This is a genomic window from Rhodopseudomonas palustris BisB18 (assembly GCF_000013745.1).
Taxonomy (GTDB): Bacteria; Pseudomonadota; Alphaproteobacteria; order Rhizobiales; family Xanthobacteraceae; genus Rhodopseudomonas_A; species Rhodopseudomonas_A palustris_F.
Map to the genome: position 1 here is coordinate 2527477 of NC_007925.1, position 13826 is coordinate 2541302.

Below are 13826 nucleotides of genomic sequence, written 5' to 3' on the forward strand. Positions count from 1 at the left end.
AAATCACCACGCCAGATCGAGATGGCCGCTATAGACCACGCGGTGCTCGCCCTTGGCTTCGATCACTTCGCCAAGCAGGCAGACCGTTTCGCCGGCCTCGGTGAGGATGTCGCTGACTTGTTCGACCGCGTCGGCCCTGACGATCGCGATCATGCCGATGCCGCAATTGAAGGTGCGCAACAGTTCGAGTTCGGCGATCTCGCCTTGCTCGGCCAGCCATTTGAACACCGGCAGCACCGGCAGTCGCGGCAGGTCGATGCCGACGCCGAGATGCGGCGGCAGCACGCGCGGGATGTTGTCGGTGAAGCCGCCGCCGGTGATGTGGGCGAGGCCCTTCACCGCGCCGGTTTCGCGGATCGCGCGCAAGCAGGATTTTACGTAGAGCTTGGTCGGCGCCAGCAACGCGCCGCCGAGCGTCATCACCGGCGAGAACGGCGCGTTGGCGTCGTAGCCGAGGCCTGAGCGTTCGACGATCTTGCGCACCAGCGAGAAGCCGTTGGAATGCACGCCGGAGGAGGCGAGCCCGATCACCGCGTCGCCGGCGGCGATATCCTTGCCGGGCAGCAGGGTGCCGCGTTCCGCCGCGCCGACCGCAAAGCCGGCGAGATCGTAATCGCCGTCCGTGTAGAGCCCGGGCATCTCCGCGGTCTCGCCGCCGATCAGCGCGCAGCCGGAGTCGCGGCAACCCTCGGCGATCCCTGCGACAATCGCCGCGGTGGCCACCGGATCGAGCTTGCCGCAGGCAAAGTAGTCGAGAAAGAACAAGGGCTCGGCGCCCTGGACCACCAAATCGTTGACCGACATTGCCACGAGATCGATGCCGATCCCGGCGTGCAATCCGGCCTCGATGGCGATCTTGACCTTGGTGCCGACGCCGTCGGTGGCGGCGACCAGCACCGGATCCTTGAAGCCGGCGGCCTTCAGATCGAACAATCCGCCGAATCCGCCGATTTCGGCATCGGCGCCGGGCCGGGCGGTGGCCCGGACCATCGGCTTGATCAGATCGACGAGACGGTTGCCGGCGTCGATATCGACACCGGCGTCGGCATAGGTGAGGCCGTTCTTGCGGTCGGTCATAGCCGTTTCCTGGGGCATGTGCGGCGAGCGAATTGCGCCGGTGCGCGAAACAGCTCGACTGGATTAACCATAGCGTCACGCCAGACCGGACGGGAACCCCGCCCGGCTGCGGGCCTTGTAATGCCGGGCTGGTTACGTCGGATTACGCCAACGTGCAATGGCTCGCGTGCCGGCGTTATATTATGTAGACAGGATGCAGACCCCGGTCGCCAGAGTTCAGTCGCGTGTTGGCAGTGAGGCCGGGAGCCGGAATCGTCGCGTGAGCATTCCCAATATCATTACGCTCGGCCGCATTCTGCTGGTGCCGGTGATCGTCTGGGCGATCGCGTCCAACCAAATGGAAATCGCCTTCGCGTTGTTCATCGTCGCCGGCGTCAGCGACGCGGTCGACGGTTTCCTCGCCAAGCGGTTCAATATGGCGAGCGAACTCGGCGCGCTGCTCGATCCGTTGGCCGACAAGGCGCTGTTGGTGTCGATCTATGTGGCGCTGGGGATCGAGAGTGCGATCCCGCGCTGGCTGGTGATCCTGGTGGTGTCGCGCGACATCATGATCGTCGGCGCGGTGATCGTGTCGTGGGTGTTCGGCAAGCCGATACCGATGAAGCCGCTGATGGTCTCGAAGCTCAACACCGTGGCGCAGGTCGGATTCGCCGCCCTGATCCTGGCGGCGCTGGGATTCGGGTTCTCGCCGCAGCCTTATGATCTTATTCTAATGGGCACGGTGGCCGTCTTGACCTTGCTTTCGGTGTCCTTCTATCTCGTCGAGTGGACCAAACACATGGGCACGATCGAGCGCAGCCACTAGCGCAGGCTCCCGGAAGCGCTCCCGGTTTTCGGAAAAGGTCATGCGCAAACAATCATCTGGAGCAGAATGACATTTCCGATCGGTCATCTGCTCCGGAGTGAACGAGAACGCCGGGGGTCCGCCGGCATGGAGTCATCCGCGTGGTAGCCCGCGTTCAACCTCGTCAACTTGCATTGGCTTTGCCGCACGCCGAGAGCCTGTCGCGCGACGATTTCCTTGAGGGACCGAGCAACAGCGAAGCGCTGAAGCTGATCGACCATTGGCCCGACTGGCCGAACCGGGTGATGCTGCTGACCGGTCCGGAAGGCTCCGGCAAGAGCCATCTGTCGTCGATCTGGGCGGAGCAGGCCGGCGCCCGCGCCATCACCGCGCACGCGCTGACGTCTTCGGCGGTCCCGGGCGCGCTGGCCACCGGCGCCTTGGTGGTCGAGGACCTCTGCCCGCCCTGCATCGACGAGCGGGCGTTGTTCCACCTGTTGAATCTGGCGCGTGAGGATCAAGCCTATGTGCTGATCACCTCGCGGCTGCCGCCCTCGGCGCTGGAAGTCGACTTGCGCGATCTGCGCTCGCGGCTGCGCGCGGTCCCCGCGGTGACGCTGCTGCCGCCCGACGATCAGCTGTTTCGCGCGCTGATCGTCAAATTCTGCGCGGATCGGCAGATGAGCGTCGACGAAAGCCTGGTGAGCTTTGTGGCGAACCGGATCGATCGGTCGTTCATTGCCGCCCGCCAAGCGGTGGAGCGGCTCGACACCGAGGCGCTGCGGCTCGGCCGGCCGGTGACCCGGGCGCTGGCCGCGGAACTATTCCGCGACCTCTGAGTCGTCGCCCGGATAGCGGCATCTTGCCCGCGCCGCGCCGCTTGACGCGGTGCGTCGCAGGCCCCCCAATGTCAGAAAACTGTCACGACAATCAGCGAAGGTCCGCGGCCGATCGTCGGCAGCCCCGCGTCTTCGATTGCAAATGGATTGATGAACCTGATGAGCTTGTCGCAAGCAATTGCTATTGAAGAGAAAAATGGCGAAACCGAACCGGCTTCGGTGATTGCGACGGGGCCCGAGCGGTTCATCAATCGCGAACTGTCCTGGCTGCATTTCAATCGCCGCGTGCTGGAGGAAGCCGTCAATCCCAGCCATCCGGCGCTGGAGCGGGTCCGGTTTCTCTCGATCTCCGCCAACAACCTTGATGAATTCTTCATGGTCCGGGTCGCCGGCATCAAGGCGCAGGTGCGCGAAGGCATCACCGAACGCAGCCCGGACGGCCTGTCGCCCTCCGAGCAGCTGGTGCTGATCAACGAAGCGGTGTCGCGGTTGGGCAGCGACCAGCAGGCGATCTGGCGCGGCCTGCGCGGCATATTGGGCGCGGTCGGCATTGCGCTGCTCGATGGCCGCGACGCCACCAAGTCGGAGCGGGCCTGGATCGAGGATCACTTCCTCCACAACATCTTTCCGCTGTTGACCCCGCTGGCGATCGATCCGGCGCATCCGTTCCCGTTCATTCCCAGCCTCGGCTTCACCATCGCGCTGCAATTGGCGCGGGTGAAAGACGGCAAGCCGATGAATGCGCTGATCCGCATGCCCGGCAGGATCGATCGGTTCATCCGACTGCCGTCGTCCAGCAAGGACGCCGCGGTGCGGTTGATCACGCTGGAGCAGGCGACCTCGCTGTTCATCGGCCGGCTGTTTCCGGGCTACGTGGTCAAGGGCCAGGGCGCGTTCCGGGTGATCCGGGATTCCGAATTGGAAATCGAGGAAGAAGCCGAGGATCTGGTCCGGCTGTTCGAGACCGCGCTGAAGCGGCGCCGGCGCGGATCGGTGATCCGACTCGAGATCGAAGCCACCATGCCCGACGAGCTGCGCGCCTTCGTGCAGCACGCGCTGTCGACCACCGATGACGAAGTGCTGCTGGTCGACGGCGTGCTGGCGATGAACGAACTGTCGCAACTCACCAGGCTCGATCGTCCCGATCTGGAATTCCCGCCCTACGTGCCGCGGCATCCGGAGCGGGTGCGCGATCACGGCGGCGATATTTTCGCGGCGATCCGGCAGAAGGATCTGATCGTCCACCACCCTTATGAATCGTTCGACGTCGTGGTGCAGTTCCTGCAGCAGGCGGCGCGCGACCCCGACGTGGTCGCGATCAAGCAGACGCTGTACCGCACCTCGAACAATTCGCCGATCGTGCGCACCCTGGCCGAGGCCGCCGAGGCCGGCAAATCGGTCACGGCGCTGGTCGAACTGCGGGCGCGGTTCGATGAAGAAGCCAATATCCGCTGGGCGCGCGATCTGGAGCGCGCCGGCGTGCAGGTGGTGTACGGCTTTCTCGAACTGAAGACCCACGCCAAGCTGTCGCTGGTGGTGCGCCGCGAGGGCGGGGGGCTGACCACTTACGTTCACACCGGCACCGGCAACTATCATCCGGTCACCGCGCGGATCTACACCGATCTGTCCTACTTCACCTCCGATCCGACGATCGGCCGCGACGCCGCACGGGTGTTCAACTACATCACCGGCTATGCCGAGCCGAGCGACATCGAGAAGATGGCGGTGTCGCCGCTGACTTTGCGCCAATGCATGCTGGCGCACATTCACGGCGAGACCGGCTACGCCAAAAGCGGCAAGCCGGCGGCGATCTGGCTGAAGATGAACTCGCTGGTCGATCCCGACATCATCGACGCGCTGTACGAGGCGTCGAAGGCCGGCGTCGCGGTGGAATTGGTGGTGCGCGGGATCTGCTGCCTGCGGCCCGGCGTTCCGGGGCTGTCGGAAAACATCCGGGTCAAGTCGATCATCGGCCGCTTCCTCGAGCACGGCCGGATTTACTGCTTCGGCATGGGGCACGGCCTGCCGTCCGCCAAGGCGGCGGTGTATATTTCATCGGCGGATATGATGCCGCGCAACCTCGACCGCCGCGTCGAGGTGCTCTGTCCGTTGCAAAATCCCACGGTACACCAACAGGTTCTCGAACAGATCATGGTGGCGAACCTGAAGGACACCGAGCAGAGCTGGCAGTTATTGCCGGATGGATCGTCAACGCGTATGAAGGCCGCGAAGGGCGAAGAGCCTTTCAACGTGCACAATTATTTCATGACCAATCCGAGTCTGTCAGGCCGTGGAAAGTCGCTCAAGGAATCGTCGCCGCGCAGGCTCACCCGCAAGGCGGAGCGGCAGCAGTCGTCCTAGGACCGTTACGCGGTGACCAGACGGACGCGCAAACCCGACGCCAGCGTGGCCGTCATCGACATCGGATCGAACTCGGTCCGTCTCGTCGTCTATCAATCGACGGCGCGCAGCCTGGTGACGCTGTTCAACGAAAAGACGCTGTGCGGTCTTGGACGCGAGGTGCAGTCGACCGGACTGTTGGCGGCCGACGCGGTCGACAAGGCGCTGACCTCGCTGCGGCGTTTCCGGGCCCTGATCAAGGTGATGCGGGTCGGCCGGGTCCATGCGATCGCCACCGCGGCGTGCCGCGATGCCAGCAACGGCGCTGAATTCATCGCCAATGCCGAGCGGATCTGCGGCGTCGACATCGAAATCCTGTCCGGTCCGCGCGAAGCCAAATTGTCGGCGCTGGGCGTGATCTCCGGCGTGCACAAGCCGGACGGCATCGTTGGCGATCTCGGCGGCGGCTCGCTGGAATTGATCGACGTGCGCGGCAATCGGGTCCGCACCGGCGTGACGCTGCCGCTCGGCAGCCTGGCGTTGCAGGACGCCTCGCAAAAATCGCCGAAGCGCGCCGAACGCCTTGTGCAGGCAGCGCTGGCCGATGCCGGGCCGCTGCAGGCCGGGCGCGGGCGCACCTTCTACGCCGTCGGCGGCACCTGGCGTGCGCTCGCACGCATCCACATCCTGCAAAGCGGATATCCGCTGCGGGTGATGCACGGCTATTCGATTCCCGCGACCGAGGCGCTGAGCTTCGCCCGTCGGCTGCGCCGGCTGGCTGCGGCCAACACTTTGGCCGATATCGATTCCGTCGCCGAGGCACGGCGCCCGCTGCTGGTCTATGCGGCGCTGGTTCTGGAATACATCATCCGCGTGGCGCAACCGACCACCATCGTGTTCTCGACCTTCGGCGTGCGCGAGGGGCTGCTCTACGAACAGTTGCCCGCGGTGGAGCGCGCCAAGGACGGACTGATTTGCGCCGCCGGCAATCTGAACGAGTTGCTGTCGCGCTCGGCGCTGCACGCCAAGGAGCTGATCGGCTGGACCGACCGTTTCGTCCGCATGGCCAAGCTGGCGGAGACGCCCGACGACCGCAGGTTGCGGCACGCCGCCTGCCTGTTGTCCGACGTCGGCTGGCGCGCGCATCCCGATTACCGCGGCGAGCAGACCCTCAACCTGATCATCAACGGCAATTTCGGCGACGTCACCCATCAGGGCAGGGCGTTCGTGGCGCTTTCGGTTTACTACCGCTATGCCGGTTTCGGCGAACAGAACGAGCCGCCGCCGCTGGCCCGCCAGATGGTGACGCCGGCGATGGACGAGCGCGCCCGCCTGCTCGGCGCCGCGTTCCGGGTCGCCCATCTGATCAGCGCCGCGCGTCCCGGGGTATTGCCGGCCACGCATTTCAGCAAGAAGGGCCGCAAGCTGACGCTGGTGTTCGAGCATCGCATGGTCGACCTGGTGGCCGACCGGGTCGGCAGCCGCTTCAAGCAGCTGGCGCGGCTGGTCGGCTGCTCCGGCAACATCGTGCGACGCTAAGCGGTAAGCGGGATGACGCTTCGCTGAAGCTATTTGGGATTCCCAAAACTGCTTGTCCCATTCGCTCCGGTAGTAACCATATTTAGCGGTTTCGATCGACTCTTTGGCGGGGCGATACTGAAATCTCGCGCGTGGCGAGAGAAGCGCTCTTTCCGACGCGCTGGAAGCATGATCGGCCGCCCTCGGTCGAGGCGTTCATGGATGAATTCCATGACGACTAGGCTTGCGCCGATCTCCTGGCCCGCAAGCGTTGGCCCAGCGGCTTCGGAATCGTCGTTGCCGCTTCGATCGACGCTGGATACCCTCCTCGGGATCGGACAGAGGCTGCCGCGGACCACCTATCCCGACATCGTCGGCGACACCAGTGAGGGGCGGAAGACCATAAGAAGCGGATTCTCGCGGTGGTCTCCCCGGAACGACGGGAGGCAGCTAGGCGGCTCGCTCAGGACAAGAAGATCGACATTCTCGACGCGCTCGAGCTTCTCGGTTCGACCGGATCGGCGGAAACATTCAAGAGGCGTTCGCCAGGACGGTCCGTGTTGGCATCGTCGCCCCGGCGAGGAGTGGTTCACTGCTCGATAGCGCCATCCGCCGCGACAGCAGGGGCTCGCGCTTAAGTCTCGTCGAAGAGTTGCAGCTCGCTCAAAAATGTAATACGGTGTGTTACAAACTCGGGAGAATTGGATGAGCAAGAGCCCCCTGTCCGAACCTTTGACGATTCGACTTCCTCTCGACGTCCTGGCCGACATCGAGAAGATTGCAGCGGCGTCTGATCGCAAGAGAAGCTGGGTGATTGTGCGCGCATTGAAGGCTTATCTCGCAGGTGAAGGTGCAGATATTCTCGCCATCGCAAAGGGGCGCGAACAGATCGCGGCCGGTGACGTCCACGACATGGACGACGTAATCAAGGAAATCGAAGCCATCGTGAATTCGAAGGCGGCTTGATGAAGGTCCGACTTTCCGGCGACGCGCGAACCTATCTTTTGCGCGAAGCCAAATACCTAGCCGAAAGAAGCCCCGCAGCGGCAACCGCGTTTCTTGAAGATATCCGGTCTGCTCGACGACGCATCGGGAAATATCCAGAGATCGGGTTCCAACTCGTCCCGACCAAGGGGAGTAGGCGCGTGGTCATCGGTAACTACTTGATCGACTACGATTCAGGACTGGACGGCATCGAAATCACGGCCATTCGTCATGGTCGTCAGTCCGACGTCTCTCTCGGCTTGGACGAGGATTTCGACTACGAATCCGACGACGACACGCCTATTCCCAAGCCTTGACAAGCATTCCAACGGCCGCTTCTAGGCCCATTCTCCGCGCGGCCGCTCTCATCGCCTTGTTGTGCATAAGCGTTCGACCGCGTCTTCCGCTGGGCGCGATGCCCATCACGAATCTTACAATCTTCGCTGCGGCTTTCGCCGCTCGGGGAGGGGTGCCCGTGCACAGGCTAGAGCGGGATGATGCTTGGCTGAATCGATGGGGGATTCCCAAATCAGGCGGTTTCTGATTCAAGCTTGATGCTGGAATTGGGAGGCCAGCAGGGATGACGCGACCCCTGTCGATGGATTTGCGCGAGCGGGCGATGGCGCGGCTTGCGGCTGGCGAGAGCATCCGCGCGGTGGCGGCGGCACTGAGTATCAGCCCTTCGAGTGTGGTGAAGTGGTCGCAACGGCTTCGCGCCACGGGCAGTGCGGCACCGGGACGGATCGGCGGTTACGTGCCGCCGAAGATCGCCGGAGCGCATCGGGATTGGCTGATTGAGCGGATCCGCGCGTCGGCCTTCACGTTGCGCGGGCTGGTGGCGGAACTGGCCGAACGCGGGCTGTCGGTGGATTATCGGACGGTGTGGAAGTTCGTGCACCGCGAGGGGCTGAGCTTCAAAAAAAACCGTGCTGGCCAGCGAGCAGGATCGGCCCGACGTCGCCCGCAGGCGGGCGCGGTGGCAGGCCTACCAGAACAGGATTGATCCCTCCCGATTGGTGTTCATCGACGAGACCTGGGCCAAGACCAACATGGCGCCGCTGCGCGGATGGGCGGCCAAAGGCCAGCGGCTGCGCGCCAAAGTCCCGTTCGGCCACTGGAAGACCATGACGTTCCTGGCTGCGCTGCGCCATGACCGGATCACGGCGCCCTGGGTATTCGATGGACCGATCAACGCCGAAAGCTTCCTGGTCTATGTCGAGCAGGTGCTGGTTCCGACATTACAGCAGGGCGACGTCGTGGTGATGGACAATCTCGGCAGCCACAAGGGCAAAGCGGTGCGCGCCGCGATCCGGGCCGCCGGCGCTCATCTGATCTTCCTGCCGCCCTATAGCCCCGACCTCAACCCGATCGAACAGGTCTTCGCAAAGCTCAAACACCTGCTGCGCAAGGCCGCGGAACGCAGCGTCGAAGCCACCTGGAAACGGATTGGCGCACTCCTCAGCAAATTCTCACCCGCCGAATGCGCCAACTACTTCGTCAATTCCGGATATGCGTCAACGTAGAATCATCATGCTCTAGACTAAACCTCGGTTCGCTCGACCCGCACCACTTTGCCTTTTTCGATCGCCAATGCGAGCCGGCCCTGCTTGAGGGCGAGGGCGGCCTCGCCGAACAGTTCGCGGCGCCAGCCCTGCAGCGCGCCGACGTCGGCATGGTCGTCGGCGGCGATCTGCTCGAGATCGTCCACCGTGGCGATCACCTTGCTGGCGACGGCGTGGCGCTCCGAGGTCATCCGCAGCAGCACCTTCAACAATTCGACGATTGCCGCACCATTGCCGTTGCCGCGCGGCTTCTCGATCTTCGGCAGGGTGGCGGGATCGCGGGCGAGGCCGCGCTGCACCGCCGCGACGATATCGGCGCCCCATTTCGAGCGATCGAATCCCTTCGGCAGCGAGCGCAGCCCGGCCAGCCGCTCCAGGCTGGTCGGCGCATGGGTGGCGATGTCGCCGACGGTGTCGTCCTTCAGCACGCGCGAGCGCGGCACGTCGCGGCTCTGCGCTTCCTGCTCGCGCCAGGCCGCGACTTCCATCAGCACCGCCAGCTCTTTCGGCTTGCGCACCCGGGTCTTCAGCCGCTCCCAGGCGCGTTCGGGGTGGAAGTCGTAGGTCTTGGGCGAGGTGAGGACTTCCATCTCCTCGCTGACCCAGTCGCTGCGGCCGCGCTTCTTCAGGTCGGCGTCGAGGGCGGCGAACACGTCGCGCAGATGGGTGACGTCGGACACCGCGTAATGCAGCTGCTCATCGGTCAAAGGCCGGCGCGCCCAATCGGTAAAACGGTGGGTCTTGTCGGGGCGGTGGCCGGTGATGCGCTCGACCAGCTGGTCGTAGGCGATGGAGTCGCCATAGCCCAGCACCATCGCGGCGACCTGGGTGTCGAAGATCGGATGCGGCACGATGCCGGCGCGGTGCCAGACGATTTCGATGTCCTGCCGGGCGGCATGAAACACCTTCAGCACGTCGTCATTCGCCATCAGATCGAAGAACGGCTTGAGGTCGATGCCCGGCGCCAGGGTATCGACCACCACGGCGTCCTCGGCGCTCGCCATCTGCACCACGCAGAGCAGCGGATAGTAGGTGGTCTCGCGGAGAAACTCGGTGTCGACGGTAATCGCCGGGTGCTTGGCAAGGCGGTCGCAAACCGCGGCGAGTTGGTCGGTGGTGGTGATCAGATCCATGGATTGTCCATAACGCTTCTTGACCGGCGTTCTGCCCAAAGCGCTGATATGTCAAGCGGCTTTCAGAGAAAGTGGCGGGCGAATCCAGCCACTAGACACGCTCCATCCGCCGCGATCAAGTTCCGCAGAAGGTCTGCAGGACCTGCTCATGCGGCTGCGGCGGCTGCGCATAGCCGGCAAAGCCGGGCTGATCCCGGTAGGGATGCGCCAGCACCGCCAGCAGCTCCTCGAACGGCGCGAAGTCGTCGCGCTCGACCGCGGCCTCGATCACCGCCTGGATGCGGTGGTTGCGCGGAATGAATGCCGGATTGACCGCCTGCATCGCCGCCCGGCGGGTGGCCGCGTCCTGCGGCTCGGCGGCGGTGCGCTGCCGCCAACGGCCCAGCCAGCCGTCGAACGCGGCCGGTTCGGCGAACAAGTTTCGCACCGAATCCGTCTCAGCATTTCCGGCTAAGTCACTCAATCCACGGAAGGTCAGGGTGAAATCGGCGGCTTGCTCGATCATCGCTCCGAGCAGGTCGCCGATCAATTCGCGGTCGCCGTCCTGCGCGGTGAACAGCCCGAGCTTGGCGCGCAGGCCGGCGTGATAGGCTTGCCCGAATTGCTCGGAGAATTGGCCGAGCGCCGCCTCGGCGTCGGCGATCGCCGCGTCCTGGTCGTCGGAAATCAGCGGCACCAGGCACTCCGCCAGCCGGGTCAGATTCCACAGCGCGATCCGCGGCTGGTTGCCATAGGCATAGCGCCCGGTGTGGTCGATCGAGCTGAACACCTTGGTGGGATCATAGCCGTCCATGAAGGCGCAGGGGCCGTAATCGATGGTCTCGCCGGCGACCGAGCAGTTGTCGGTGTTCATCACGCCATGGATGAAGCCGACCAGCAGCCAGCGCGCCACCAGCTCGGCCTGTCGCCGGATCACCTCTTGCAGCAAGGTAAGATATGGCTGTTTTGTATTGATCGCATTAGGATAATGCCGGGCGATGACGTGGTCGGCGAGGGCCTTGACCGCGTCCTGGTTGCGCCGCGCGGCGAAGAACTGGAAGGTGCCGACCCGGATATGGCTGGTGGCGATGCGGGTCAGCACCGCGCCGGGCAGCAGGGTTTCGCGGGCCACGGTTTCGCCGGTGATGACGGCTGCGAGCGAACGGGTGGTCGGGATGTCGAGCGCCGCCATCGCCTCGCTGACGATATATTCGCGGAGCACCGGTCCGAGAGCGGCGCGGCCGTCGCCGCGGCGGGAATAGGGTGTCGGACCGGAGCCTTTCAGCTGGATGTCGCGGCGCACGCCGTTCTGGTCGATCACCTCGCCGAGCAGGATGGCGCGGCCGTCGCCGAGCTGCGGCACGAAATTCCCGAACTGGTGCCCGGCATAGGCCATGGCGATCGGGTCGGCGCCTTCCGGGATGCGTTTGCCGGCGAGAATTTCGGCGCCTTCGGGACTGTCGAGCCGGTCCGGATCGAGCCCGAGTTCGCGCGCCAGCGGCCGGTTCAGCTTGATCAGCCGCGGCGTCGCGACCGGGGTCGGCGCGACCCGGGCGAAGAAGCCTTCGGGCAGCGCGGCGTAGCTGTTGTCGAACGGAAAATGCACGGCCATCACACACCCAGGTGGGGATCGATCGAAGCTCAGACAATCATCCAAGCGTTGCATCTGCAAGTCGTTCCGGTTTGTTGCAATGCCGGCCGATCCCTGCCATTGCACGCCGGACCGTTGCGCCGCACGCGGTTGCCCGGTCCCGTTGGCTCGGCTAAACCCTGACCCGTTCCGCAGCCGCTGCGGAGCCGATTGATTCTGCCCTCTGACGGCTTTCCAGGATTTCCATGCACCGTTACCGATCCCACACCTGCGGCGCGCTCCGCGAAAGCGACATCGACCAGACCGTCCGCGTCTCCGGCTGGTGCCATCGAATCCGCGACCATGGCGGGCTTTTGTTCATCGACCTGCGCGACCATTACGGGCTGACGCAATGCGTCGCCGATCCGGATTCGCCGGCGTTCAAGGATGCCGAGAAGCTGCGCGCCGAATGGGTGGTGCGGATCGACGGCAAGGTCCGGCGACGGCCGGAGGGTACCGACAACAACGACCTGCCGACCGGCCAGGTCGAGATTTTCATCACCGAAATCGAAGTGCTGGGGCCCGCCGGCGAGTTGCCGCTGCCGGTGTTCGGCGAGCAGGAATATCCTGAGGACATCAGGCTTAAGTACCGCTTCCTCGACCTGCGTCGGGAGAAGCTGCACCAGAACATCATGACCCGCGGCGCGATCGTCGATTCGATGCGCAAGCGGATGAAGGAGCAGGGCTTCTTCGAATTCCAGACGCCGATTCTGACGGCCTCGTCGCCGGAAGGCGCGCGCGACTTCCTGGTGCCGAGCCGGATTCATCCGGGCAGGTTCTACGCGCTGCCGCAGGCGCCGCAGCAGTACAAGCAGCTGTTGATGATGTCGGGCTTCGACCGCTATTTCCAGATCGCGCCGTGCTTCCGCGACGAGGACCCGCGCGCCGACCGGCTGCCCGGCGAATTCTACCAGCTCGACGTCGAGATGAGCTTCATCACCCAGGACGACGTGTTCGCGGCGATGGAGCCGGTGATCACCGGCGTGTTCGAGGATTTCGCCAAGGGCAAACCTGTGACCAAATCTTGGCCGCGGATTGCCTATGCGGACAGCCTGAAAAAGTACGGCACCGACAAGCCCGACCTGCGCAACCCGATCGAGATGCAAAACGTCTCCGAGCATTTCCGCGGCTCCGGCTTCAAGGTGTTTGCCAGGATGCTCGAGGAAGAGCGCAACCAGGTCTGGGCGATCCCGGGACCGGGCGGCGGCTCCCGCGCGTTCTGCGACCGGATGAATTCCTGGGCGCAAGGCGAAGGCCAGCCGGGGCTCGGCTACATCATGTGGCGCGAGGGCGGCGAGGGCGCTGGACCGCTCGCGAATAACATCGGACCGGAGCGCACCGCGGCGATCCGCGAGCAGCTTGGGCTGAAGGCAGGCGATGCCGCGTTCTTTGTCGCCGGCGATCCGTCGAAGTTCGTCCGCTTCGCAGGACTTGCGCGCACACGACTCGGCGAGGAGTTGAACCTGGTCGACAAGGAGCGCTTCGAGCTCGCCTGGATCGTCGATTTCCCGATGTACGAATACAACGAGGACGACAAGAAGGTCGACTTCTCGCACAACCCGTTCTCGATGCCGCAGGGCGGCATGGATGCGCTGCTCAATCAGGATCCGCTGACCATCAAGGCGTTCCAGTACGACATCACCTGCAACGGCTTTGAGATCGCCTCGGGCGGCATCCGCAACCATCGCCCCGAGGCGATGGTGAAGGCGTTCGAGATCGCCGGCTATGGCGAGCAGGAAGTGGTCGACCGCTTCGGTGGCATGTACCGTGCATTCCAATACGGCGCACCGCCGCATGGCGGCATGGCGGCCGGCGTCGACCGCATCGTCATGCTGCTGTGCGGCACCAACAACTTGCGCGAAATCTCGCTGTTTCCGATGAACCAGCGCGCCGAGGATCTGTTGATGGGCGCGCCAAGCGACGTCACGCCCAAGCAGTTGCGCGAGCTACACATCCGGCTCAATCTGCCGGAAAACTAAT

General features: G+C 64.4%; 11 protein-coding genes. 8 read left to right on the plus strand and 3 right to left on the minus strand.

Going from position 1 to position 13826, the window contains the following annotated elements; genetic code table 11:
• Positions 1–3 precede the first annotated feature (3 nt).
• Positions 4–1077 carry a phosphoribosylformylglycinamidine cyclo-ligase gene (purM, locus tag RPC_RS11615; RefSeq protein ID WP_011472777.1) on the minus strand — a complete coding sequence of 358 codons (1074 nt, stop codon included), beginning with the start codon at positions 1075–1077 and terminating at the stop codon, positions 4–6.
• Positions 1078–1336: 259 nt separating this feature from the next.
• Between purM and RPC_RS11620 the strand changes: the two genes are divergently transcribed.
• From RPC_RS11620 to RPC_RS25480, 7 genes are all read left to right on the plus strand, one after another.
• Complete coding sequence (locus RPC_RS11620) at positions 1337–1882, plus strand: CDP-alcohol phosphatidyltransferase family protein (RefSeq protein ID WP_041801705.1); 546 nt, start codon at positions 1337–1339, stop codon at positions 1880–1882.
• 140 nt (positions 1883–2022) lie between these two features.
• Positions 2023–2700, plus strand: a complete 678-nt coding sequence (locus tag RPC_RS11625) for a DnaA ATPase domain-containing protein (protein ID WP_011472779.1) — start codon at positions 2023–2025, stop codon at positions 2698–2700.
• A gap of 159 nt (positions 2701–2859) precedes the next feature.
• Positions 2860–5061 carry an RNA degradosome polyphosphate kinase gene (locus RPC_RS11630; RefSeq protein ID WP_041802747.1) on the plus strand — a complete coding sequence of 734 codons (2202 nt, stop codon included), beginning with the start codon at positions 2860–2862 and terminating at the stop codon, positions 5059–5061.
• A 12-nt stretch (positions 5062–5073) separates the two neighbouring features.
• The gene (gene ppx, locus RPC_RS11635; RefSeq protein WP_011472781.1) at positions 5074–6579 is read left to right on the plus strand and encodes an exopolyphosphatase; all 1506 of its coding nucleotides are present in this window, start codon (positions 5074–5076) and stop codon (positions 6577–6579) included.
• A gap of 684 nt (positions 6580–7263) precedes the next feature.
• A complete protein-coding gene (locus tag RPC_RS11640; RefSeq protein ID WP_041801707.1) occupies positions 7264–7524 on the plus strand; it encodes a CopG family ribbon-helix-helix protein in 261 nt (86 codons plus the stop codon).
• On the plus strand, positions 7524–7859 hold the full coding sequence (locus RPC_RS11645) for a type II toxin-antitoxin system RelE/ParE family toxin (protein WP_041801709.1): 336 nt from the start codon (positions 7524–7526) through the stop codon (positions 7857–7859). The genes RPC_RS11640 and RPC_RS11645 overlap by 1 nt, the downstream gene beginning before the upstream one ends.
• A 263-nt stretch (positions 7860–8122) precedes the next feature.
• Positions 8123–9065 (plus strand): IS630 family transposase gene (locus RPC_RS25480; protein ID WP_415914824.1). Its coding sequence is split into 2 segments (ribosomal slippage): positions 8123–8460 and positions 8459–9065, totalling 945 coding nucleotides; the frame shifts between segments, so codons are not numbered across the junction.
• 17 nt (positions 9066–9082) lie between these two features.
• Here the strand turns inward: RPC_RS25480 and rnd are convergent.
• Entirely contained in the window at positions 9083–10237 is a 1155-nt protein-coding gene (rnd, locus tag RPC_RS11660; RefSeq protein ID WP_011472784.1) for a ribonuclease D, read from the minus strand.
• A gap of 115 nt (positions 10238–10352) precedes the next feature.
• Complete coding sequence (locus RPC_RS11665) at positions 10353–11828, minus strand: protein adenylyltransferase SelO (protein WP_011472785.1); 1476 nt, start codon at positions 11826–11828, stop codon at positions 10353–10355.
• A 224-nt stretch (positions 11829–12052) separates the two neighbouring features.
• Between RPC_RS11665 and aspS the strand changes: the two genes are divergently transcribed.
• Positions 12053–13825, plus strand: coding sequence for an aspartate--tRNA ligase (aspS, locus tag RPC_RS11670; protein ID WP_011472786.1), 1773 nt, complete (start codon positions 12053–12055; stop codon positions 13823–13825).
• Position 13826: the final 1 nt, after the last annotated feature.

Excerpts from the sequence above, each read along its gene's own strand:
- purM (WP_011472777.1), bottom strand. The coding sequence starts at position 1,077 with ATGACCGACCGCAAGAACGGCCTCACCTATGCCGACGCCGGTGTCGAT.
- RPC_RS11630 (WP_041802747.1), top strand. The coding sequence starts at position 2,860 with ATGAGCTTGTCGCAAGCAATTGCTATTGAAGAGAAAAATGGCGAAACC.
- RPC_RS11640 (WP_041801707.1), top strand. The coding sequence starts at position 7,264 with ATGAGCAAGAGCCCCCTGTCCGAACCTTTGACGATTCGACTTCCTCTC.
- RPC_RS11645 (WP_041801709.1), top strand. The coding sequence starts at position 7,524 with ATGAAGGTCCGACTTTCCGGCGACGCGCGAACCTATCTTTTGCGCGAA.
- rnd (WP_011472784.1), bottom strand. The coding sequence starts at position 10,237 with ATGGATCTGATCACCACCACCGACCAACTCGCCGCGGTTTGCGACCGC.
- RPC_RS11665 (WP_011472785.1), bottom strand. The coding sequence starts at position 11,828 with ATGGCCGTGCATTTTCCGTTCGACAACAGCTACGCCGCGCTGCCCGAA.
- aspS (WP_011472786.1), top strand. The coding sequence starts at position 12,053 with ATGCACCGTTACCGATCCCACACCTGCGGCGCGCTCCGCGAAAGCGAC.